Origin of the sequence: Pantoea eucrina, from assembly GCF_002095385.1 — a bacterium.
Lineage (GTDB): Bacteria > Pseudomonadota > Gammaproteobacteria > Enterobacterales > Enterobacteriaceae > Pantoea > Pantoea eucrina.
On record NZ_MIPP01000023.1, the window covers coordinates 1 to 23,793 of the forward strand.

Sequence of the window (23,793 nt, forward strand, 5' to 3'; positions counted from 1 at the left end):
CCACCCCCTCCACCACCACGCGACCGCTCTCTTTACGGGCATTTGAGGCGTGATGCGACTTCTGCGTCAGCTGACGCAGCGCTTCACGATCTTCCTCTTCAGCGCTCGGCTTATTGAGCTTTGCCTGCAGGAAGTTGATCATCTGATTGAGACGAATATCGCCGCCGCCAATCATTGCGAGCAGCTCATCCTGCGAGCCAACGTTGTAGCGCGGCAGCAAAATCTTCTCCGCCTCGCGCATGCTGATATCGAGCTGGCTCAGCTCGTTATCGAGGATCTGGCGGCCCGCCACGATATTTTTATCGCGATCCTGCTTACGGAACCAGGCGTGTACCTTGGAGCGCCCGCGGCTGGTCGTGATGTAGCCCAGATTCGGGTTGAGCCAGTCGCGGCTTGGATTGGGCTGCTTCTGGGTGATGATCTCGATCTGATCGCCCATCTGCAGCTGATAGGTAAAAGGCACAATGCGGCCGCTGATCTTCGCCCCGATACAGCGATGGCCAATATCGCTGTGAATGTGATAGGCAAAGTCGAGCGGCGTGGAGCCGGCGGGCAGATCCACCACATCGCCTTTTGGCGTAAAGACGTAAACGCGATCGTCGAAGACCTGACTGCGAACCTCCTCCAGCATTTCACCGGAATCCGCCATCTCTTCCTGCCAGGTAATCAGCTTGCGCAGCCAGGCGATACGCTCTTCGTGTCCGGCAGCCCCGCGCGAGTTGCTGACGCCCGGGCCCTCTTTATATTTCCAGTGCGCCGCCACGCCAAGTTCGGCATCTTCATGCATCTGACGGGTGCGGATCTGAATCTCAACGGTTTTGCCCTGCGGCCCCAGCACCACGGTATGAATGGACTGATAGCCATTGGGCTTAGGGTTGGCGACATAATCGTCAAATTCGCTCGGCAGATGCCGGTAGAGGGTGTGCACCGTACCGAGTGCGCCATAACAGTCCTGCAAACGCTCTGCCACGATGCGTACCGCGCGCACGTCGAACAGTTCATCAAACGCCAGCGACTTTTTCTGCATCTTGCGCCAGATGCTGTAGATATGTTTCGGCCGCCCGTAGACTTCTGCCCGCACGCCCTCTTTCTGCATCTCCTGACGCAGATTGGTCACAAAGTTATCGATATATTGTTCACGATCGATGCGCCGCTCATGCAGCAGCTTCGCGATGCGTTTATATTCATCCGGATGCAGATAGCGGAAGCAGTAATCTTCGAGCTCCCACTTCAGCTGGCCGATACCGAGCCGGTTAGCCAGCGGCGCATAGATGTTCGTGCTCTCTTTTGCCGCCAGCACGCGTTCATCTTCTGGCGCATCTTTCATCTCACGCAGATGCGCAATCCGCTCGGCCAGCTTGATGACCACGCAGCGGAAATCTTCCACCATCGCGAGCAGCATACGGCGGACATTGTCCACCTGGGCTGAAGCCATAGAGTCATTATGAATCGCTTTCAGCTGGCGAATGGCATCCATGTCGCGTACGCCGTGCACCAGGGAGACAATCCCTTTGCCAAACGCCTGCTCCAGCTTCTCCTCACTGACCACCTCTGCGTTGGCCAGCGGAAACAGCAGCGCCGCGCACAGGCTATCGCAATCCATACTGAGCATAGTGAGGATTTCCACCATCTCAATACCGCGCCACAGCAGCAGAGTCTGATCGGGGTGCTCGCGCGTTTCGGCTTCACAGTAGCGCCAGGTCTCTGCCAGTCGCTCACAGGATTGAGGATTGCTAATCGTCAGGCTGGCAATCCACTGATCGAGGGCAAACTCCCCTGCCGTATTTAAATGCGCACTTCTGACCGCAACCATATCCTCTCCTGCCACAGCGACATAACTGTCGCTTATGTTTTGCTGAACAACACCATGGATTCGAGATGACTGGTATGTGGGAACATATCCAGCATCGCGACCCTTTCCAGATGGTAGCCCGCGGACAGCAGTACCTGACTGTCGCGCGCAAGTGTCACCGGGTTACAGGAAACATAGACCACGCGTTCTGGCGCAAGTTTAACAATATGCGACATCACGCCCGCCGCCCCGGCTCGCGCCGGATCCAGTAACACCTTATTAAATCCCTGCGCCGCCCACGGCTGACGCGAAACATCCTCTTCCAGATTATGCTGGAAAAAGCGTACATTGCTTAGATTGTTAAGCGCAGCATTATACTCTGCCTGCTTAACTAATGCTGCAACCCCCTCCACACCTACAACATTTTGTACAGATTTCCCTGCCGGCAGGGTGAAATTCCCCATGCCGCAGAAAAGATCCAGCAGGCTGTCATCGGGTTGCAGATCGAGCCACGCCAGCGCTGTTGCCACCATCTGCTGATTAACGCGATCGTTAACCTGAATAAAGTCCTGTGGACTAAAGGTTAGCGTTAAATCCTGCGAGCGGTAGTAAGGCATGCTGCTGTTAATCGCCTGCAGCTCATCGCTGCCGTCAGCCAGATACAGCATCAGCGAGTGCTGATGCGAAAAGCGTTCCAGGTCTGCGCGATCGCGCGCAGAAAGCGCGTCGAGATGACGCAGCACCATCAGCGGGCCGTTGTCTGCCAGCACCAGCTCTGCATGCCCCAGCCGCCTTACCCCCTGCAGCGCGCTCAGGCAGTGGTGCAGCGGCTGCAGCAACGCTTCAAGTTCGGGCACCAAAACAGGGCACTGCTGCAGGGGCACCAGCGCATGACTGGCCGCCTGGCGAAATCCCATCACCAGCCGCTGCTGCTTCGGCTGCCACTGCAGTCCGAGCCGGGCGCGCCGGCGATAGCCCCAGCTATTCCCGCGGATAATCTCCTCAACGGCCACCGGAGAAGCGGCGTCACGGCTCAGCAGACGGCTCAGCGCGTGCGCCTTGCTGCTCTCCTGCAGTGCAACGGCAGCGTGCTGCTGCTGGCAGCCACCGCAGACGCCAAAATGGCGGCAGCGCGGTATTTCCCGCTGCGGACTGGGCTGTGCGATCTTTATCGCTTTACCGCGGGCAAACTGCCGTTTATCTTCCAGCAGCGTAACCTCTGCCTGTTCGCCCGGCAGCGCACCACTGATAAACAGGGTTTTCCCCTGATAGCGTGCCACGCCCTGGCCGAACGGATCGAGCTCATCGACCGTGACGGCGATCCGCTGCTTTGTCGTCGGCCGCTGTTTTGCGGCGTAAAATTGCGCCATAGTAATCGTATTCTCTTTTAATCAGGTTGTGCCGCCCGCCACGACGCGTGCACAGGAACACGGCAATCGCCAGGGCATCGTGATGACCAAATACAGCCTGCGGGCGCGGATGATGATTTTAATACTGGCGCCAACGCTGCTGATTGGTCTGCTGCTCAGCACCTTTTTTGTCGTCCACCGCTATAACGAACTGCAGCGCCAGGTTTTTGACGCCGGCGCAAATATTATCGAACCTCTGGCGGTATCCAGTGAGTATGGGATGAGCTGGCACGATCGCGCTGCGATCCACGAGCTGGTCAGCCTGCTGCACCGGCGCCATTCCGATATTGTCCGTGCCATTACGGTTTTCGACAACCAGAATCGCGTTTACGCCACATCCAACAGTAAGCAGAACCTGGCGCTGCTGCAAAAAGAGGATATGACGCAGCTGCGCGAGGGCGTAACGCATGAACGCCAGGGTAACCTGCTGGTGCTGCGCACGCCGATTATATCTGAACGCTACTCCGCTGATGAGCAGCCGGATGAACAGACCAAACCCGACGGTAATCCCCTGGCTATGTCGCCATTGAGCTGGATCTGCAGTCGGTACGGCTGGCGCAGTATAAAGAGGTATTTGTCGCAACGCTGCTGCTGCTGTTCTGCCTCTGCCTCGCCATGCTGTTCGCCTATCGTCTGATGCGCGATGTGACCGGCCCGATACGCAATATGGTAGCCACCGTGGATCGCATCCGGCGCGGCCAGCTCGACAGCCGGGTGGAAGGCTATATGCTGGGCGAGCTCAGCATGCTTAAAAACGGTATCAACGCGATGGCGATGTCGCTGACCGCCTACCATGAAGAGATGCAGCAAAATATTGACCAGGCCACCTGGGATCTGCGCGAAACGCTGGAGCAGCTGGAGATTCAGAACGTCGAGCTGGATCTGGCGAAGAAACGCGCTCAGGAGGCGGCCCGCATTAAATCTGAGTTTCTGGCAAACATGTCTCACGAGCTGCGTACGCCGCTCAACGGCGTGATCGGCTTCAGCCGCCAGATGCTGAAAACCAGCCTGAGCACCAGCCAGCGCGACTATATGAGTACGATTGAGCGCTCCGCCAATAATCTGCTGAGTATTATCAACGATGTGCTGGATTTCTCGCGTCTGGAATCGGGCAAGCTGGTGCTGGAATCTATTCCTTTTCCGCTGCGCGCCACGCTGGATGAGACGCTGGTGCTGCTGGCGCCCTCCGCGCATGAGAAAGGGCTGGAGATCACCGTCTGCCTGCAAAACAGCGTGCCTGACAACGTTATCGGCGATCCGCTGCGGCTGCAGCAGATCCTGATCAACCTGATAGGTAACGCCATCAAGTTTACCGAGCAGGGGCATATCGACCTGCGCGTTGAGCTGCAGCATCTCAGCGCCACGCAGGCGGAACTGGAGATCCAGGTGCATGACACCGGTATCGGCATTCCGGAAATGCAGCAGCCGCAGCTGTTTCAGGCGTTTCGCCAGGCGGATGCCAGCATTACCCGCCGACACGGCGGCACGGGGCTTGGGCTGGTGATCACCCAGAAGCTGGTGCAGGAGATGGGCGGCGAAATCGCTTTTCACAGCCAGCCCGATCGGGGGTCGGTTTTTCGGGTGCGCGTCCGGCTCAATCTTAACCCGAATGCCCCTACCATTCCGCGCGTGCTGGATGACCTGCACGCCACAACGCTGGCCTATGTCGAGCCCCATCCGGCGGTAGCGCGCGTGGTGCAGGAGATGCTCAGTATCACCCCGCTCAGGGTAGAGTATTATCCCAGCCTGGCTGCGCTGCCGGAACGCCACTATCCTCTGCTGCTGGTGGGAATGCCGGTCGCTAAGCCGCACCCGGCAACGCTGACCGATACGGAGATCCAGCAGCTGTGCGATCGCGCGGATGCCGTACTGCTGGCGCTGCCGAGCGAGATGATGCTGTTTGCCGACGATCTGCGTGCGCGGGGCATTGCCGGCTGTATCGCAAAACCGGTTTCGCTGACGCGCTTTATCCCGCTGCTGCTGGATATCGGCAGCCGTCAGCACCGTCTGATCTCCCCGCTGCCGCGTCAGCCGCTGACGGTGATGGCGGTGGATGACAATCCGGCTAACCTCCGGCTTATCGGCGCGCTGCTGGAAGAGCAGGTTGAAAATATCATTCTGTGTGACAACGCAGAGCAGGCCATCCATGCCGCGCAGCAGCAGCGGCTGGATGTGATCCTGATGGATATACAGATGCCCGATATCGACGGTATTCAGGCCAGCGAGATTATCCGGCGCCTGCCGCTGCACGCCAGCACGCCAATCGTTGCGGTAACGGCGCACGCGCTGGATGGCGAGCGCGAGCAGCTGATTGCCGCCGGCATGAATGACTATCTGGCAAAACCGATTGATGAAACCCGCCTGGCTCAGCTGCTGCAGCGCTATCTGCCGGTTGCGCCCGCCTCTCAGCCGCCCGCGATGGGGGTTGCCGTCTCGCTTGACTGGTCACTGGCGCTGCGTCAGGCGGCCGGCAAACCGGCGCTGGCGCGCGATCTGCTACAGATGCTGCTCGATTTCCTGCCTGAGGTGGAGGCGCGCGTGGCGCATTGTATGGCTGAAGGTGACGTAAACGGGCTGCGTGAAATTATTCACAAGCTGCACGGCAGCGCCAGTTACAGCGGTGTCCCGCGCCTGAAACAGCTCTGCCAGCAGCTGGAAGGCAGCCTGCACCAGGCGAGTGATATTGCCGCGCTGGAGCCGGAACTGCTGGAGCTGAATGATGAGATGGCCAACGTTGCGCGCGAGGCGCGTAAGCGGCTGGCGCTGGCGTAAAATGGCGTGTCAGAACGATCTTTATGGCGACGCCCATACCGGCCTTAGCCGCCGGGCCGCCGCGCATCGCGGTCCGGCCTACAACCCTTTGCCTATCCTGATGGCTGCCGCAACGTTACGCGCCGTCATGCGCACATTCTGTTCCGCACTGGCCAGCGCCTCTTCCAGAGAACAGATACTGAACAGTACGCTGTAGACCGCATCAAGGCCGTGAGCGTGTACAACCCCCACGTCAGAGGTCAGGCTACCGGCAATACCAATCACCGGCTTATTAAACTGTTTGGCAACCCGCGCCACGCCGATTGGCACCTTGCCATTCACAGACTGACTGTCGATGCGCCCTTCCCCCGTGATCACCAGATCGGCATCTTTGACCTGCTCCGCCAGCCCGAGCGCCTCCGTCACAATCTCAATGCCGCTGCGCAGCTCAGCCTGACAGAATGCGTGCAGCGCCGCACCCATACCGCCCGCCGCGCCGCCGCCCGCAATATGCAGCACGTCGATATCCAGATCGCGCTGAATAAGCGAAGCGTAGTGGGCCAGCGCCCGATCCAGCTGCGCGATTTGTGCCGGAGTGGCGCCCTTCTGTGGGCCAAACACCGCCGAAGCGCCTTTTTCCCCGGTCAGCGGATTGGTGACATCGCAGGCGACCTCAAAGCGGCACGCTTTAATACGCGCATCCACTCCGCTGATATCGATCTGCGCCAGCTGCGCCAGCGCCGCGCCGCCAGGCGCCAGATCGCAGCCGGCGCTGTCCAGCAGCCGGGCGCCCAGCGCCTGTATCATTCCGGCACCGCCATCATTGGTGGCGCTGCCGCCTATGCCAATGATGATGTGCTCTACGCCGCGATCGAGCGCGTTTTTGATCAGCTCACCGGTGCCCCACGACGTGGTGATCAGCGCATTGCGCTGCGCCACCGGCACAAGTTCCAGGCCGCTGGCGGCAGCCATCTCAATAAACGCGGTGCGCTCATCCCCCGACAGGCCATAAAACGCCGCCACGGGCTCGCCCAGCGGGCCGGTGGCGGTTAGCCGGACAAGCGTACCGCTGGTGGCGGCCACCATGGCCTCAACGGTGCCCTCACCACCGTCGGCAACCGGGATTTTGACATACTCGGCGGCCGGGAAAACCTCGCGGAAACCCGCTTCAATTGCGGCAGCCACATCCAGGGCAGACAGACTCTCTTTATATGAATCGGGTGCGATGACAATTTTCATAGGCAATCCAGGCGCGATGGGTAACGTAACGGTATGCTGCTTTGCTCACGCAGCCTGTTCTCCGGCCTCCGCAGACGCCGGAGAGCGGCTTTACCGGGCGATCTCAACCTGCGCTAACTTCTCATAATAGCAAGCCAGCGCGCTGTGGTCGGCGGAGCCCTGACCGCTGGTTTTCAGCGCCTGCATCATCTCCATCACCGCGGCCGTCAGCGGCAGATGCGCGCCAATGCCGTGTGACGTATCCAGCGCATTGGCTAAATCCTTGATATGCAGGTCGATACGGAAACCGGGTTTGAAGTTGCGATCCAGCACCATGGGTGCTTTGGCATCAAGCACGGTGCTGCCCGCCAGGCCGCCGCGGATCGCCTGATAAACCAGCTCCGGATTCACGCCCGCCTTGGTTGCCAGCGAGAGCGCTTCAGACATCGCTGCGATGTTCAGCGCCACAATCACCTGATTTGCCAGCTTGGTCACGTTACCGGCGCCGATATCACCGGTATGCACCACCGAGCCTGCCATCGCTTTCATAATCTCAAAGCATTGGTCGAAGATCGCTTTATCGCCACCCACCATCACCGACAGTGTGCCCTCGATCGCTTTTGGCTCACCGCCGCTGACCGGCGCATCAAGCATACGGATCCCTTTTTCTGCCAGCGCGTCGTGGATCTCACGACTGGCCAGCGGGGCAATAGAACTCATATCAATCACAATCAGGCCAGGTTTTGCACCTTCAATGATGCCGCCCGCGCCCAGGCAGACTTCCTGCACCTGCGGCGAGTTAGGTACCATAGTGATCACCACATCCACCTGTTCTGCCACCTCTTTGGGCGTTTTTGCTATCGTCGCGCCCAGTTCGGCCAGTTCTGCCTCATTGCCTGCGTTGTGATCGCGCACCACCAGCGTGTAACCCGCTTTGACCAGGTTTTTACTCATCGGTTTGCCCATAATACCGAGGCCGATAAATCCAATTTTCATTGCCTTCCCCTTTCTGCGTTACAGTTTAAATTTGTTGCACAGCGCCTGCGTGGCGTTGCGGAAAACCCCGAGATCGCTGCCGACGGCAACAAAGGTGGCACCCCATTCCAGATAGCGCCGCGCGTCCGCTTCTACCGGTGCCAGAATGCCGCACGGCTTGCCTGCGGCTTTGGCGCGTTCAAACAGGTACTGAATAACTTTCAGCACCTCAGGATGCGCAGGCTGGCCCAGGTAGCCCAGCGCGGCTGAGAGATCGCCCGGACCGACAAAAATCCCGTCCACGCCGTCAACGGCGGCGATCGCATCGATGTTATCTACCGCCTGCTGCGTTTCGATCTGCACCATCAGCGTGATGTTGTCGTTAATCGTGGCGTTATAGTCCGGCAGCGTGCCGTACATATTGCTGCGGTGCGAAACTGACACGCCGCGGATGCCCGCTGGCGGGTAGCGGGTTGAGGCAACGGCGCGGCGCGCCTCCTCTTCCGTCTCCACAAAGGGGATCAGGAAGTTATAGAAGCCGATATCGAGCAGGCGTTTAATGATCACCGGCTCATTGCACGGCGGACGCACGACCGCAGCGCTGCTGCTGCCTTTCAGCGCCATCAGCTGCGGTACAAACGTGGTGATGTCGTTGGGCGCATGTTCACCGTCCAGCACCAGCCAGTCGAAGCCTGCCAGCCCCAGCACTTCAGTAGTCAGCGGACTGGCAAGGGCGCACCAGCTGCCTATCAGGGTCTCTCCTGCCAGCAGGCGGCGGCGAAATGTATTTGGCCAGGCATTACTCATTCTGTTTACTCCTGTATATGACGGCAGGCTCCCTTTCAGGGAGCCTGAAGCGTTAGCGCACCAGGCAGGGACGCTTATTATCAAAAGTCCAGTCCGGTACCAGGAACTGCATCGCCTGAGCGTCGTCACGCGCGCCCAGCCCATGTTTCTGATACAGCGCGTTTGCCTGCATCACCTGGTCCATATCCAGCTCCACGCCAAGCCCCGGCTTCTGCGGTACCTGCACCATGCCGCCTTTGATGACAAACGGCTCTTTGGTCAGGCGCTGATTACCCTCCTGCCAGATCCAGTGGGTGTCGATAGCGGTAATCGCGCCCGGCGCGGCGGCGGCAACGTGGGTAAACATCGCCAGCGAAATATCAAAATGGTTATTGGAGTGCGAACCCCAGGTGAGGCCAAAGTCGTGGCACATCTGCGCCACGCGCACGGAACCCTGCATGGTCCAGAAATGCGGATCGGCCAGCGGAATATCCACCGACTGCAGCGATAGCGTGTGGCCCATCTGCCGCCAGTCGGTGGCGATCATATTGGTTGCGGTTGGCAGCCCGGTGGCGCGGCGGAACTCCGCCATCACCTCGCGGCCGGAGTAGCCCTGCTCCGCGCCACAGGGATCTTCTGCATAGGCGAGCACGCCCTTCAGCTGTTTGCCCAGCAGGATGGCCTCATTCAGCGACCAGGCGCCGTTGGGATCGAGCGTGATGCGCGCTTCCGGAAAGCGTCTGGCGAGTGCGGTAACCGCCTCAGCCTCTCCGCCGCCGCGCAGCACGCCGCCTTTGAGTTTGAAATCGTTGAAGCCATATTTCTCATACGCGGCCTCTGCCAGTCGCACGACCGCATCTGGCGTCAGCGCCTCTTCATGGCGCAGGCGATACCAGTCGCACGGATCGCGCTCCTGGCTCTGGTAGGCGAGCGAGGTCTTGCGGCGATCGCCAATATAGAAGAGGTAGCCAAGCATCTCCACGCGGTCGCGCTGCTGGCCATCGCCCAGCAGCGACGCGACGTTTACGCCCAGATGCTGCCCGAGTAAATCGAGCAGCGCCGCTTCGATACCGGTTACCACATGGATAGTCGTGCGCAGGTCAAACGTCTGGCTGCCGCGCCCGCCAGCATCGCGGTCAGCAAAGGTGCTCCGCACCAGGTTGAGAATATTTTTATATTCGCCGACGGTTTTTTCGATCACCAGCGCGGCGGCATCCTCCAGCGTCTGACGGATCTTTTCTCCGCCCGGTATCTCGCCCACGCCGGTATGCCCGGCGTTATCTTTAATGATCACAATATTGCGGGTAAAAAATGGCGCGTGCGCCCCGCTCAGGTTGAGCAGCATGCTGTCGTGTCCGGCAACCGGAATAACCTGCATAGCGACGATTTTAGGGGTCTGACTCATTTCCTGCTCCTTATGTAGGACGGCGCCCAAATGCCGGACGCTTGCGATCAAATGACCAGCCGGGTACCAGATACTGCATCGCGGTGGCGTCGTTGCGCGCGCCGGCTGGCAGTGACTTATAGAGTTCGTGCGCCTGCTGCAGGCGATCCCGATCCAGCTCAATACCCAGCCCCGGTTTATCCGGCACGGCAATTTTGCCGTTGCGGATCTGCAGCGGCTCGCGCGTCAGGCGCTGATCGCCCTCCTGCCAGATCCAGTGCGTGTCAATCGCGGTTGGCTTGCCCGGGGCGGCAGCACCCACGTGGGTGAACATCGCCAGCGAGATATCGAAATGGTTATTGGAGTGGCAGCCCCAGGTGAGTCCCCATTCGTCGCAGAGCTGCGCCACGCGCACTGCGCCGCTCAGGGTCCAGAAGTGAGGATCGGCCAGCGGAATATCGACCGCGTTGAGCATCACGGCGTGGTTCATTTCACGCCAGTTGGTTGCGATCATATTGGTGGCAACCGGCAGCCCGGTGGCGCGGCGAAACTCCGCCATCACTTCACGGCCGGAGTAACCCTGTTCCGCGCCGCAGGGATCTTCTGCATAGCTCAGCACATCCTGCAGGCCTTTACAGAGTCCGATCGCCTCATCCAGATGCCAGGCGCCATTAGGGTCGACGGTAATGCGCGCCTCCGGGAAGCGCTGCTTCAGCGCCACCGCCGAGGCGATCTCCTCTTCACCCGGCAGCACGCCGCCTTTGAGTTTGAAATCTTTGAAACCATATTTATCCTGCGCCGCCTCTGCCAGACGCACCACCGCCTCCGGCGTCAGCGCCTCCTCATGCCGCAGCCGGTACCAGTCGTGGCTGGCGGCATCACCGCTGCGATACGGCAGATCGGTTTTATGACGATCGCCGATATAAAACAGATAGCCGAGCACGGTGACCTCATCGCGCTGCTGGCCCGGTCCGAGCAGCTCTGCCACCGGTACGCCCAGATGCTGCCCCAGCAGATCCAGCAGCGCCGCCTCCAGCGCGGCTACTGCGTTTACGCGCAGTTCGAAGGTCCAGGCGCCATTGCCAAAAGTGTCAAAATCCGCTGACTGATTGCCCTTATGCACCTGCTGCACCAGCCGGTTCATACGCGCAATCTGCTGCCCTTTGACCTGGGGTACTGCCGCCAGCAGCGTCTGATAAATTGTATCGCCGCCCGGCGCCTCGCCCAGTCCGGTATGACCGGCGCTGTCGGTCAGCACCACAATATTGCGCGTGAAGCAGGCGTTATGCGCGCCGCCAATGTTAAGCAGCATACTGTCGTAACCGGCAACCGGGATCACCTGCATGTCAGTGATGACAGGCGTACTTTGCGTACTCATTTCGGCTCCTTATACGGTTTCAGCTCAACGCGTTTAATGTCACCGGTAATAAACAGAAAACTAAAGGCGGCGACAAAAGCGTGGATCCCGACATATACCAGCGCGCCCTCAAACGATCCGCTGGTGGCGATGATGTAACCAATCGCGATAGGCGTAACGATACCGGAGAAGTTGCCGAACATATTGAACAGACCACCGCTCAGGCCACTGATCTCTTTCGGTGCCGTGTCGGCCATCACCGCCCAGCCCAGCGCACCAATGCCTTTTCCGAAGAACGCCAGCGCCATGAACAGCACCACAACCCATTCGGTTTCGGTGTAGTTACACATCACCATGCTGATGGAGAGCAGCATGCCGATAACGATTGGCGTTTTACGGGCAATATTGAGTGAGCCGGTTTTGCGCATCAAATAGTCGGAGATCACGCCGCCCAGCACGCCGCCGAGGAAGCCGCAAATCGCCGGAACGGAGGCGATAAAGCCCGCTTTCAGAATCGACATGCCGCGTGCCTGTACCAGATAGACCGGAAACCAGGTAATAAAGAAGTAGGTCAGCGCGTTGACGCAATACTGGCCAAGATAGATGCCCCACATCATGCGGGTAGAGAGCAGCTGTTTGATCTGATCCCACTTTTCACCGCGGCTGACTTTGCGATCGGCTTTTTTCGCATCCATATTGATCAGCGCGCCGCCCTGCTCCATGTACTCCAGCTCCGCCTTATTCACGCCGGGGTGGTTGTTGGGATCGTGCATCACTTTGAGCCAGATAAAGCTCAGGATGATGCCCAGCCCGCCCATAAACCAGAACACGTGCGCCCAGCCAACTTCAGAGACCAGCCAGCCCATGATGGGCGCGAAGATCACCGTGGCGAAGTATTGTGCAGAGTTAAAGATGGCGACCGCCGTTCCGCGCTCCTGTGCCGGGAACCAGGCCGCGACAATACGGCTGTTACCAGGGAAGGAAGGCGCTTCAGCCAGACCGACCAAAAAGCGCAGCAGGAACAGTGAAATCACAATGCCAAAGCCGCTGAAGAGATCAACAAAGCCCTGCAGCAGAGTAAACAGCGACCAGAGGAAAATACTCCAGAAGTAGACACGCTTGGATCCAAAGCGATCCAGCAGCCATCCACCCGGGATCTGTCCGATCACATAGGCCCATGAGAAGGCGGAAAAGATATAGCCCAGCCCGACAGAGTCGAGACCGATATCTTTGGACATCGCCGATCCGGCAATGGAAATGGTGGCGCGGTCGCCGTAGTTGAATGAGGTGACGATAAATAACATCACCACGATCCAGTAGCGGGCGTTGGTACGTTTCTGCACCGCCTCTGCCGTCTGGCTGTAACTATTCATGATGCACTCCTGAAATATAGCGAACGCTACATTCACTCTGACTGCATACACATCGCGTTGGGTATCAGAATGATGTCGGGTTAAACACGGCGATTGTTGTTATGGCGAACGTTGATGCGTCGTGACAGGTAACCAAACCTCTAAGAACGGAAATCAGTATAAAAACAGCCCGCGGCTGAAACACTGGAAGAAAGCCCGACAATTCAGTCAAAACAAAAAAGAATTTGTGGCATATGCACATCCTGCTGCGTGATGGCTCACGAAACGCCGATCGCAGCGCCATAATTGTACAAAAAACAGACAGACAAAGAGCGCTTTGTGAGCACCTTCACTTGCTTTTGGTTAAAACCACCAAAGTGCGGAGAGAAAGGGGCTAAAAGCCGGACAGTTGCACAATGCGCTGGCGGGCGCGTGCTGCTTATACTGGAGCTGGCTGACTTTGATGACGTGACCAGAACCACTATTTATCGCACTGCTATGCACAGTGCGGCTACCCGGAAGGTGAGCAATGAACCGACCCGTTACAGAAAAACCACTCTATATAAAAGTTCATGAAGCGGATAACGTTGCGATTGTCGTCAACGATCAGGGCCTGCCCGCGGGTACACGCTTTGCCGACGGGCTGCAGCTGACGGAGCATGTGCCCCAGGGGCACAAAGTTGCGCTGGAGGATATCGCTCAGGATGCACCGATTCTGCGCTATGGCGAAGTGATCGGCACGGCGCTGCGCTCTATTGCGCGCGGCAGCTGGATAGATGAGTCGCTGGTAGCCCTGCCCGAGGCGCCGCCGCTCAGCAGCCTGCCGCTGGCAACCAACGTACCGCCTGAACTGCCGCCGCTGGAAGGCTATACCTTTGATGGTTATCGCAATGCAGACGGCAGCGTGGGAACCCGCAACCTGCTTGGCATTACCACCAGCGTCCACTGTGTGGCGGGCGTCGTGGACTATGTTGTGCAGCTTATTGAACGCGATCTGCTGCCGCGCTATCCCAACGTGGATGGCGTGGTCGCGCTGAATCATCTGTATGGCTGCGGCGTGGCGATCAACGCCCCGGCTGCCGTCGTGCCGATCCGCACCATTCATAATCTTGCGCTGAATCCCAATTTTGGTGGCGAGGTAATGATTGTCAGCCTCGGCTGTGAAAAGCTCCAGCCGGAGCGGCTGCTGACCGGTACGCCTGATGTACAGGCGATCTCGCTGGATGATAACGATATTGTGCGTCTGCAGGATGAGCGTCACGTCGGCTTTGGCGCCATGGTGGATGAGATCCTGCAGGTCGCTGAACGTCATCTGAAAAAGCTTAATCTGCGCCGCCGGGAACCCTGCCCGGCGTCTGAACTGGTAGTAGGCACCCAGTGCGGCGGCAGTGACGCCTTTTCCGGCGTAACGGCTAACCCGGCGGTGGGCTTCGCCTCCGATCTGCTGGTGCGCTGCGGCGCCACAGTCATGTTTTCTGAAGTGACGGAGGTGCGCGACGCTATTCATCTGCTGACGCCGCGCGTGGTTAATGAAGCGGTGGGTAAACGGCTGCTGGAAGAGATGGCGTGGTATGACGACTATCTGCATCAGGGACAGACCGATCGCAGCGCTAACCCCTCACCCGGCAATAAAAAAGGCGGACTGGCAAACGTGGTGGAGAAAGCGCTGGGATCGATTGCAAAATCGGGGCGCAGCCCGATTGCTGAAGTGCTGTCGCCGGGACAGCGCCCTACGCAGCGCGGACTGATTTACGCCGCTACCCCTGCCAGTGACTTTGTCTGCGGTACGCAGCAGATGGCTTCCGGCATTACGCTGCAGGTGTTTACCACCGGGCGCGGCACGCCCTATGGCCTCGCGGCTATTCCGGTGATTAAGATGGCGACGCGCAGCGCGCTGGCCCGGCGCTGGCATGATCTGATGGATATCAACGCCGGCACTATCGCCACCGGTGAAGAGAGTATTGAGCAGGTAGGCTGGCGTCTGTTTGAGTTGATTCTGGAGATCGCCAGCGGTCGTCAGCAGACCTGGTCCGATCGCTGGGGGATCCGCAACCAGCTGGCGGTATTTAATCCGGCACCGGTAACCTGATACCGGGCTGCACCGTTAATACCGGGCCGCCATACAGGGCGGCCCGGGTCACTACAGCTGCTTACCCCAGCTCTCCACCCACGGCGTCGTCACGCTTTCAGGCTCCGGATGCTCAACGGCATCCACCATCAGCACATCACCAATACGCTGCGCCTGCTGCGCCTGGAGCGTGGCATCAAAGGTTTTTCCTGCGCCGCAGAAGTGCTGATAGCTGCTGTCACCCAGCGCAATCACACCATAGCGCAGCGCTGGCTGATAGCCGAGCTCATCATGGATTTGCGCATGGAGACGGGCAATATTATCCGGCAGATCGCCCTGCCCGGTGGTTGAGGTTACAATCAGCACGACGTCGCTGCTGTACGCCTGCCACTCCGCCAGCGTCGGATCCTCAAAGACCTCTACTTCATGTCCCTGCGCCTGCAGCACCGGCTGCGCCTCTTCGGCCACCAGCAGTGCATTGCCGTAAACCGTGCCTGTAAAAATGCCAATTTTTGCCATCTTGCTGCTCCTTTACGCTGTTGGCTTATCCTGAACTGCCTCAGCGTCAAACTCAACCCTGGGAACGTCCGGTAACCGATCCTGCCAGCCGAACTGCTGCAGCATCTGCTGCCATATCGGATCCAGTCCGGCGCGGATCACCAGCGGCTCTCCGGTAAAGGGATGCGTCAGCGAGAGTGCGCTGGCGTGCAGCATTAAACGATCGAGCCCGAAATGCGCCGCTGCGCCACGATTCTGGCGCAGATCGCCGTGGGCGCTGTCGCCAATAATCGGGTGGCGCAGGTGCGCCATATGGCGGCGCAGCTGATGCTTACGCCCGGTGCGCGGCGACATCTCCACCAGGGTGTAGCGGGCGCTGCTGTATTTACCGATTGCCACCGGCATTTCTGTCTGCGCCAGCGCCTGATAATCCGTGACCGCAGGCTGCGGTGCACGCGGTTCAGCAGAAAATTTATCCGCAATTTTATCCAGCTCTTCCAGCAGCGGATAGTCGAGCGTAGCCGCGCCATCCAGCCAGCCGCGCAGTACGGCGTGATAGGTTTTTTGTATCTGATGCTGCTCAAACTGCTGCGCCAGTAAACGGCCCGCCTCGCTCGATAAGCCCATCAGCAGTACGCCAGAGGTCGGGCGATCGAGCCGGTGCGCGGTAAAGACGTGCTGACCAATCTGATCGCGCACCGTCTGCATCACCACCACTTTCTCTTTGCGATCGAGCCAGCTGCGGTGCACCAGCCAGCCGGCAGGCTTGTTTACTGCTACCAGCCACTCATCCTGATAGATAATCTCCAGCATCAGCGTGCTGGCTCCGCAAACAGCGCGTCAAGCTCACGCAGCGCGATCAGCAGAGCGGTATAGCCGGGAGTGACCGGAGTCAGAGCAACTTCGTAATAGGGCGCGACGGCGAAACCGGCAGGCATTGGCGCGCCGGAGGCGATCAGGGCTGACATACGCGGGATCAATACCCACTGCAGCCACTCCAGCGGAGCCATAGTATCAAGGCAGAAAGGCTGGTCGCTGTTAAACGCGGCCGCGTCAGGAGCGCTCTGCTGCCAGTAATCGTGTTCGCGCATGACTGCTTCGACCTGCTGCAGTCGCTGCGTAATAGTGTGCGTCGACATAGGTTGCCTCCGTGAAATAATGGGCGGCAAGCATATCACTCGTCACCGGTGGCGTAAAAAGCGCATAAAAAAAGGGAGCACTGTTAATAACAGTGCTCCCGGTTCGTTGTGCAGCATTCCCGCCACCGCAGTGCTCCCTGCTCATCCGTGACAACTCTTCCTGCGCTTTCCATTGCCTGTCTTCATGACAGCATCCTTAGCATCCTGGCTCGCCCTGCTCCGCACGGCTCACATTCTCCATCCTGGAGGTGTCCCTTACTCATTCCTGAGTGTCCTGCTCCGTCCTGAAGCCTTCCCTGTGACGTAAACTCCGTTACGTTCCCGCCTCCTGGCTGACATTCTCCTGAACGTCGCTCTGTCCATAGCGTCCTGCTAACGGTGGGTATTCTCTCAAAAATCGCCACAATAACAAGTAAGCATGAGCCATTAATCGATCAAGTATTGTCTCAATTTTCAGACTGATACCATAACTCTATGATTCACAATATCTTTACATTTAGCTTTTCTGAAAGGTTCACTCACAAAATGTCGATCTCGCACAGATTTTGTAAGAGATCTCTTACATAGCGCTTCGGTTATCACTCCATCGAAACGATAACAGGTTGTATAACATCGAGAAATGTCCGGACAGAAGGTGAAAGAATTTCACGTTTGTTACGTCCAGGCTCCTCCAGAATGACCTCACCGGTAAGATTACACACCGCCACCATCTCCTGCTCTGAATCAGTAGTAGCAATAAACAGCGTCGGACTCTGTTTCAGACGCCGTTTCATAATCAGATGACCAATCAGATTCTCCTGCAGCCGGATAAAGTCCTCTTCGCTCCATACCTGCAGCAGCGTTAACCTGCGCTGCTGCAGGCGGGCATGCATATCGCCGGCAAACTGGGTAGTGTAAAACGCAGTGATATCAGGCTGGAGCTGAATATCCAGCGCCCGCTCCACCGCATCCAGCCCTGACGATGGCGAAAAAGGCTGCGGCTGCCAGAGAACGCGGTCATCAACGGTATTGATGATACAGGGCGAAGGGATCCCTGCCAGATCGCTACTGGCAGGATAGTGTCCCTGCTGCTGCTGCCAGAGATCGATATAACGGGTGGTAAACGCACACAGTGCGCTGGCGGTGGGCTGCATCATTCATCTTCTCGCTGGTGATCGGTTACACTTAGCCACTTTGATTCACCTTGTGGTAACCATTATGTCTTCTGAACACCCAAACCCGGCCTTAAGCGGCCTGACCCTGGGCAAATCTGTCGCCTATGTAGATGAGTACGATAACACGCTGCTGCAATCTGTGCCGCGCAGTCTGAACCGGGAACCGCTCAATCTTTTTCCGCATAATCTGCCGTTTCACGGCGCAGATATCTGGACCCTGTATGAGCTTTCATGGCTAAACAGTAAAGGTGTCCCGCAGGTCGCGATTGGCGAAGTGGTGCTGGATGCTGACAGCGTAAATCTGATTGAGTCGAAAAGCTTTAAGCTCTACCTGAACAGCTTTAATCAGACCCGCTTTGCGGACTGGGGCGACGTGCGTCAGACGCTGGAACGCGATCTGCGCGCCTGCGCCAGCGGCAACGTCAGCGTGGCGCTGTTTCGCCTGAGCGAGCTGGAAAGCCAGCCTATCGGACAGTTCAGCGGCAGCGTTATCGATGAGCAGGATATCAGCATCAGCGATTATGGTTTTGATGCCGGACACCTTGCGCACGCCGCGGGCAATGAAATCGTAGATGAGACGCTGGTAAGCCACCTGCTGAAATCTAACTGTCTGATCACCAACCAGCCCGACTGGGGATCGGTGATGATTCGTTATAAAGGCCCGCGTATCGACCGCGAGGCGCTGCTGCGCTATCTGATCTCTTTCCGCCAGCACAATGAGTTTCATGAGCAGTGCGTGGAGCGCATTTTTAATGACGTGCAGCGTTTCTGCCAGCCAGAGGCGTTAACCGTTTATGCGCGCTACACCCGCCGCGGCGGTCTGGATATCAACCCGTGGCGCAGCAATGTTCCCTTCACGCCCGGCTTTTCGCGTCTGGCACGCCAGTAACAGAGTGCGAGGCACCTCGCAGGCCGTAGCAGGGATGCGCGGTTCCTCTTGAGCAATCATAACCGGGAGCGTTAATCTGTCTGCGGCGTTAAGCGTAAAGCGTATGCGACCAGGGATTTTCGTCACTGCGCTCAGCAGGTTAAGCGCAGTGTCATCAGTCACGCTATGGCGTGTAAAGGAGTTCTTTTGATTACACATATCAGCCCGCTTGGCTCGATGGATCTGCTCTCACAGCTGGAAGTCGACATGCTGAAGCAGACCGCCAGCAGCGATCTCTACCAGCTTTTTCGTAACTGTTCCCTTGCAGTGCTTAACTCCGGCAGCCAGACAGACAGCAGTCATGAGCTGCTCTCGCGTTTTGAAAATTTCGCTATTAACGTCCTGCGCCGCGAGCGCGGCGTTAAGCTGGAGCTGATCAATCCGCCGGAAGAGGCATTTGTGGATGGGCGTATCATCCGCTCACTGCAGGCCAACCTGTTTGCCGTGCTGCGCGATATTCTGTTTGTTAACGGCCAGCTTGCTCTGCCAGAGCGCCTCGCGGGTCAGGCTGACGACTCTGCGCATATCACCAATCAGGTTTTCTCGATACTGCGTAACGCGCGCGCGCTGCACGTCGGGGAGTATCCTAATACCGTGGTTTGCTGGGGCGGACACTCTATCAACGCGGTGGAGTACCAGTATTGCCGTAATGTTGGCACCCAGATGGGGCTGCGCGAGCTGAATATCTGCACCGGCTGTGGCCCTGGCGTAATGGAAGCGCCAATGAAAGGCGCGGCGGTAGGTCATGCGCAGCAGCGCTATCATGACAGCCGCTTTATCGGCCTGACTGAGCCTTCCATTATCGCCGCTGAACCGCCTAACCCGCTGGTTAACGAACTCATCATTATGCCCGATATCGAAAAACGCCTTGAGGCCTTTGTCCGCATCGCGCATGGCATCGTGATCTTCCCGGGTGGCGTCGGCACCGCCGAAGAGTTCCTTTATCTGCTTGGTATTCTGATGAATCCGCAAAACAGCGAGCAGGTGCTGCCGCTGATCCTCACCGGCCCTAAAGAGAGCGCTGACTATTTCCGCGTGCTCGATGATTTCATCGTCAATACGCTGGGCGAGCAGGCGCGCAAACACTATACGATCATTATTGATGATGCCGCTGAAGTGGCGCGCCAGATGAAAAAAGCGATGCCGCAGGTAAAAGAGCATCGTCGCGAAACCGGTGACGCTTACAGCTTTAACTGGTCTATCCGTATTGCGCCGGATCTGCAGGTGCCTTTCCTGCCGACCCACGAAAACATGGCAAATCTCAACCTGTTTCCGAATCAGCCGGCGGAAAAACTGGCGGCTGATTTGCGCCGCGCCTTCTCCGGGATCGTGGCCGGAAACGTAAAAGAAATCGGTATCCGGGAGATCCGTGAACGCGGCCCTTATCAGCTGCGCGGCGACGCCGATCTGATGCATCGGATGGATGAGCTGCTGCAGGGCTTTGTGGCGCAGCAGCGTATGAAACTACCGGGCAGTGCCTATATCCCCTGCTACGAAATCATCAAATAACCCTTCAGGAAGGCAGCCTGCGGGCTGCCGCTTATCGCTTTTATGGCACTACATTTATTAATTATTGATGCGCTGAATCTCATCCGGCGCCTGCATGCCGTTCAGGGCTCTCCCTGCCGTGACGCCTGTGTTGCGGCGCTGCATCAGCTGCTTGGTCATACACGCCCGACCCACGCGGTGGCGGTATTTGACAGTCCGGATCGCCAGCCCGGCTGGCGTCATGCGCTGCTGCCGGATTACAAAGCGGGGCGACCGCCAATGCCAGAGGATCTGCAACAGGAGCTGCCGCTGCTGCAGGAGGCTTTTCGCACCGCAGGCGTCAGCTGCTGGATCGCCGGGGACGATGAAGCAGACGATCTGGCCGCTACCCTGGCAGTGAAAATGGCGGATGCCGGGCATCAGGCCACCATCGTTTCCACCGATAAGGGATATTGTCAGCTGCTGGCGCCCGCTATCCGCATTCGCGACTATTTTCAGAAGCGCTGGCTTGATGTGCCGTTTATCGCACAGGAATTTGGCGTTGCCCCGGAACAGCTGCCGGATTACTGGGGTTTATGCGGCATCAGCAGCAGTAAAATTCCGGGCGTCTCCGGTATCGGCCCGAAAAGCGCACGCGAGCTGCTGGCGCAGTTTGGTTCACTGGAGGCGATTTATCAGCAGTGGGATCAGGTGCCGGCAAAGTGGCAGAGTAAATTACACGCCCAGCATGAAACAGCCACGATCTGCCGCCAGGTTGCCACGCTGAAACGCGATTTAGTGCTGCAGGGCAACCTTAATACGCTGCGCTATCAGGCAGGATAAATCGCGGTACGCCAGGGACGCATAAATACGTCAGGGACGCATAAATGCGTCAGGGACGCATAAATGCGTCAGGGACGCATAAATGCGTCCCCTACAATTATCGTAGGGGCGCCATTAATGGCGCCCGTTGCTGACAGCTCAGCGTTCGTCGCGGCGACCGCCTGCAGCAGCCCAGATACGCCGGACGTGTACCGTTACCTCTTCACGATCGTGATACAGCTGACGCGCCTGAATCTGGGCGTTGATACCCTGCGCTTTTAACGCTTCATCCATCATCGCCAGATTCTGCGTGACCTCTTCATAGCGCTTTTTCATCGGCAGCTTGAGGTTGAAAATCGCTTCACGACACCAGCCGTTTACCAGCCACTCAGTCATTAACGTGGCCACGCGCACCGGTTTTTCTACCATATCGCATACCAGCCAGCTGATATTGCTGCGCGGCGGGCGAAACTTAAAACCATCCTCACGACAGTGGGTAACCTGTCCGGTATCCATCAGGCTCGGTGCCATCGGGCCGTTATCAACCGCGTAGACCCACATGCTGCGCTTCACCAGCTGATAGGTCCAGCCGCCCGGGCAGGCGCCCAGATCGACCGCATACATGCCGCTTCCCAGGCGTTCGTCCCACTCATCGGCCGGCACAAACACATGAAACGCCTCTTCCAGTTTGAGCGTTGAGCGGCTGGGAGCGTCAGAAGGAAACTTCAGTCGCGGGATCCCCATATAGAATGGCGAATTATTTTCCGGCAGCGAATAACCTACATAGCAGGTGCCCGGAGCGATAAAAAACACGTGCACCACCGGCCGCTTAGGACTCTCATAATTGAGCAGGATATTGCTGGCACGCAGGCTGGCGCGCAGCGGCACCGTCAGCTTGCGGCAAAATTTAGTCAGCTCTTTGGCTTCGTTGGTATCCGGAACCTCGACCCGCAGCTCTCCCCCTTTCTCCACCACTCCGGTCAGCATGCCGGTAATGGGAGTAATGCGATCTTCGGGAGGTAAATCGCGCAGCAGCTCGCCAACCACCAGCATCTGCCGGGCAAAAATCAGTTCAGCAAACGGTAGCGAGCGCAGCAGCTTCTCTGCATCTTCTGGCTGATAGCACTCAAACAGCACGTAGCCCGCTTCTTCTTTTACCCGCGGAAAGCCGTAAATTTCCCGCTCTGCTGCTTTAGCGCTGATTTCTGCCGCGCACTCTTTTTCAAACCCGGGACGACAATAGAGTAATACTTTATTCATGGCGTTCTGCCTTTGTTTTCAGACGCAGCGCGCCAATCAACATCAAAAACCAGCCGATCAGGAAGCAAAATCCTCCCGCCGGCGTAACAAACACCCAGAACTGCAGGTGCGACAGCGCCAGGCAATAGAGACTGCCGCTGAAAAGAACGGTACCCAGCGCCATCGCTGCGCTGCTCCAGTAAAACCAGATATTAGCGCGTCGCAGCATCGCGGCACCCAGTCCCATTACCGCCAGCGTGTGGTAAGCCTGATACTCCAGGCCGGTATGGATCCACGCCATTTCAGATGGCCCCAGCGATTTACTTAATACGTGCGCGCCAAACGCACCAAACGCCACCAGCACGAAGCCGCTGATGGCTGCAAATATAAACATGGCACGACTGGACATCGATCTATCCTCATGGTCCCGCCGCACATCACTGTGCAGCGAACGGTAACTTAGTGATCGTAGCGAAAACGGAATTTTTCCTGTTCGGTAGCGGCTTTTTCCAGAATCCACTGACGAAAGGCGGCTATTTTACCCAGTTCTGCCTGACTGTCATGACAAACCAGATAAAAAGCGTTTTTACTTACCAGCACATCATTGAACGGGCAGACCAGGCGCCCTGCTTCGATCTCACTCTCTGCCATCACGTTGTTCGCCAGCGCCACACCCTGCCCGTGGATCGCTGCCTGCAGTACCATGGCACTGTGGCTGAAAATAGGCCCCTGTTGCACATTGATATGCTGCAGTCCCAGCTGGCGGGTGTAGGCCTGCCAGTCACGACGCGACGCATCATGCAGCAGCGTAAAGTGCGCCAGATCGGCGGGCGATTTCAGCGGATTATCGCCGGAGAGCAGCAGCGGTGAGCAGACCGGCAGCAGATATTCAGCGTAGAGCTTATCCACCCGCAGGCCTGGCCAGTTGCCCCGGCCATAGAAGATAGCGACGTCAACATCGTCTGCCAGCTTCTCCTCTTCACGGTCTACCGCCTGAATACGCACGTCGATTCCCGGATAAGCCATATTAAAGCTGGAGAGACGCGGAACCAGCCACTGAATCGCAAAGCTCGGCAGCAGGCTGACCGTGAGCGCCCCTTTAGCGCTGCGCGCCTGCAGCTTGCGGGTCGCATCGTTAAGCGCTGAAAAAATCTCTTTGATATCGAGATAGTAACTCTGCCCCTCTTCCGTCAGCAGCAGCGAGCGGTTGCGGCGGCGGAACAGCTTGAGCCCGAGAAAATCCTCAAGCGACTTGATCTGATGGCTCACCGCCGCCTGGGTCACAAACAGCTCTTCAGCGGCTTTGGTAAAGCTCAGATAGCGGGCAGCCGCGTCAAAAACACGTAAAGCATTGAGCGGCGGAAGGCGTTTAGACATGGTTTTCCACAGATGGATTCATAGTGTAAAACTGCAACTTATACAACGTCGTCAGCTATTAGATTTTTTAATCCGAG

The 23,793-nt window shown here is 57.9% G+C and carries 19 protein-coding genes and 1 pseudogene; 5 read left to right on the forward strand and 15 right to left on the reverse strand.

Going from position 1 to position 23,793, the window contains the following annotated elements; translation table 11 throughout:
* Positions 1-1,813: GTP diphosphokinase (gene relA / locus HA43_RS11325; RefSeq protein ID WP_094111686.1), on the reverse strand; the 1,813-nt coding region annotated here is incomplete at its 3' end.
* 32 nt (positions 1,814-1,845) lie between these two features.
* The gene (gene rlmD, locus HA43_RS11330) at positions 1,846-3,162 is read right to left on the reverse strand and encodes a 23S rRNA (uracil(1939)-C(5))-methyltransferase RlmD (protein WP_039379887.1); all 1,317 of its coding nucleotides are present in this window, start codon (positions 3,160-3,162) and stop codon (positions 1,846-1,848) included.
* A gap of 82 nt (positions 3,163-3,244) precedes the next feature.
* On the opposite strand from rlmD, the pseudogene barA reads away from it, so the two are divergent.
* Positions 3,245-5,973: pseudogene (gene barA / locus HA43_RS11335) on the forward strand (two-component sensor histidine kinase BarA).
* Positions 5,974-6,051: 78 nt separating this feature from the next.
* Here barA and HA43_RS11340 read toward each other — a convergent pair.
* The 6 genes from HA43_RS11340 to HA43_RS11365 all read right to left on the reverse strand — a co-directional run bounded on the left by HA43_RS11340 (position 6,052) and on the right by HA43_RS11365 (position 13,045).
* Positions 6,052-7,191, reverse strand: coding sequence for a glycerate kinase (locus tag HA43_RS11340; protein ID WP_094111687.1), 1,140 nt, complete (start codon positions 7,189-7,191; stop codon positions 6,052-6,054).
* A 90-nt stretch (positions 7,192-7,281) separates the two neighbouring features.
* On the reverse strand, positions 7,282-8,166 hold the full coding sequence (gene garR, locus HA43_RS11345; RefSeq protein WP_071668545.1) for a 2-hydroxy-3-oxopropionate reductase: 885 nt from the start codon (positions 8,164-8,166) through the stop codon (positions 7,282-7,284).
* Between the two features lie 18 nt (positions 8,167-8,184).
* Positions 8,185-8,952 carry a 2-dehydro-3-deoxyglucarate aldolase gene (garL, locus tag HA43_RS11350; RefSeq protein WP_039379896.1) on the reverse strand — a complete coding sequence of 256 codons (768 nt, stop codon included), beginning with the start codon at positions 8,950-8,952 and terminating at the stop codon, positions 8,185-8,187.
* 52 nt (positions 8,953-9,004) lie between these two features.
* Entirely contained in the window at positions 9,005-10,336 is a 1,332-nt protein-coding gene (gene gudD, locus HA43_RS11355; protein WP_094111688.1) for a glucarate dehydratase, read from the reverse strand.
* Positions 10,337-10,346: 10 nt separating this feature from the next.
* The gene (locus HA43_RS11360) at positions 10,347-11,693 is read right to left on the reverse strand and encodes an enolase C-terminal domain-like protein (RefSeq protein ID WP_039379900.1); all 1,347 of its coding nucleotides are present in this window, start codon (positions 11,691-11,693) and stop codon (positions 10,347-10,349) included.
* Positions 11,690-13,045: an MFS transporter gene (locus HA43_RS11365; RefSeq protein WP_039379902.1), complete on the reverse strand. Its 1,356-nt coding sequence runs from the start codon at positions 13,043-13,045 to the stop codon at positions 11,690-11,692. The genes HA43_RS11360 and HA43_RS11365 overlap by 4 nt, the downstream gene beginning before the upstream one ends.
* Positions 13,046-13,553: 508 nt before the next feature.
* Here HA43_RS11365 and garD point away from each other — a divergent pair.
* The gene (gene garD / locus HA43_RS11370; RefSeq protein WP_039379905.1) at positions 13,554-15,113 is read left to right on the forward strand and encodes a galactarate dehydratase; all 1,560 of its coding nucleotides are present in this window, start codon (positions 13,554-13,556) and stop codon (positions 15,111-15,113) included.
* 51 nt (positions 15,114-15,164) lie between these two features.
* Here the strand turns inward: garD and HA43_RS11375 are convergent, their stop codons facing one another.
* The 4 genes from HA43_RS11375 to syd all read right to left on the reverse strand — a co-directional run bounded on the left by HA43_RS11375 (position 15,165) and on the right by syd (position 17,865).
* A complete protein-coding gene (locus HA43_RS11375) occupies positions 15,165-15,611 on the reverse strand; it encodes a flavodoxin (protein WP_071668546.1) in 447 nt (148 codons plus the stop codon).
* Between the two features lie 12 nt (positions 15,612-15,623).
* Entirely contained in the window at positions 15,624-16,403 is a 780-nt protein-coding gene (truC, locus tag HA43_RS11380) for a tRNA pseudouridine(65) synthase TruC (RefSeq protein ID WP_039379909.1), read from the reverse strand.
* The gene (locus HA43_RS11385; RefSeq protein ID WP_039379911.1) at positions 16,403-16,729 is read right to left on the reverse strand and encodes a YqcC family protein; all 327 of its coding nucleotides are present in this window, start codon (positions 16,727-16,729) and stop codon (positions 16,403-16,405) included. The genes truC and HA43_RS11385 overlap by 1 nt, the downstream gene beginning before the upstream one ends.
* A gap of 578 nt (positions 16,730-17,307) precedes the next feature.
* The gene (gene syd / locus HA43_RS11390) at positions 17,308-17,865 is read right to left on the reverse strand and encodes a SecY-interacting protein (RefSeq protein WP_094111689.1); all 558 of its coding nucleotides are present in this window, start codon (positions 17,863-17,865) and stop codon (positions 17,308-17,310) included.
* A 61-nt stretch (positions 17,866-17,926) separates the two neighbouring features.
* Here syd and queF point away from each other — a divergent pair, with 61 nt between their 5' ends.
* The 3 genes from queF to xni all read left to right on the forward strand — a co-directional run bounded on the left by queF (position 17,927) and on the right by xni (position 21,121).
* The gene (queF, locus tag HA43_RS11395) at positions 17,927-18,772 is read left to right on the forward strand and encodes an NADPH-dependent 7-cyano-7-deazaguanine reductase QueF (RefSeq protein ID WP_094111690.1); all 846 of its coding nucleotides are present in this window, start codon (positions 17,927-17,929) and stop codon (positions 18,770-18,772) included.
* A 186-nt stretch (positions 18,773-18,958) separates the two neighbouring features.
* Positions 18,959-20,320, forward strand: a complete 1,362-nt coding sequence (ppnN, locus tag HA43_RS11400; RefSeq protein ID WP_039379917.1) for a nucleotide 5'-monophosphate nucleosidase PpnN — start codon at positions 18,959-18,961, stop codon at positions 20,318-20,320.
* A 42-nt stretch (positions 20,321-20,362) separates the two neighbouring features.
* Positions 20,363-21,121: a flap endonuclease Xni gene (xni, locus tag HA43_RS11405; protein ID WP_094111691.1), complete on the forward strand. Its 759-nt coding sequence runs from the start codon at positions 20,363-20,365 to the stop codon at positions 21,119-21,121.
* Between the two features lie 138 nt (positions 21,122-21,259).
* Here the strand turns inward: xni and rlmM are convergent, their stop codons facing one another.
* Genes rlmM through HA43_RS11420 form a run of 3 tightly spaced genes read right to left on the reverse strand, consistent with a single transcriptional unit; the run spans position 21,260 to position 23,716 of the window.
* Positions 21,260-22,360, reverse strand: coding sequence for a 23S rRNA (cytidine(2498)-2'-O)-methyltransferase RlmM (gene rlmM, locus HA43_RS11410; protein WP_039379921.1), 1,101 nt, complete (start codon positions 22,358-22,360; stop codon positions 21,260-21,262).
* The gene (locus HA43_RS11415; protein WP_039379923.1) at positions 22,353-22,748 is read right to left on the reverse strand and encodes a DUF423 domain-containing protein; all 396 of its coding nucleotides are present in this window, start codon (positions 22,746-22,748) and stop codon (positions 22,353-22,355) included. The genes rlmM and HA43_RS11415 overlap by 8 nt, the downstream gene beginning before the upstream one ends.
* 50 nt (positions 22,749-22,798) lie before the next feature.
* Positions 22,799-23,716 carry a transcriptional regulator GcvA gene (locus HA43_RS11420; protein WP_039379926.1) on the reverse strand — a complete coding sequence of 306 codons (918 nt, stop codon included), beginning with the start codon at positions 23,714-23,716 and terminating at the stop codon, positions 22,799-22,801.
* Positions 23,717-23,793: the final 77 nt, after the last annotated feature.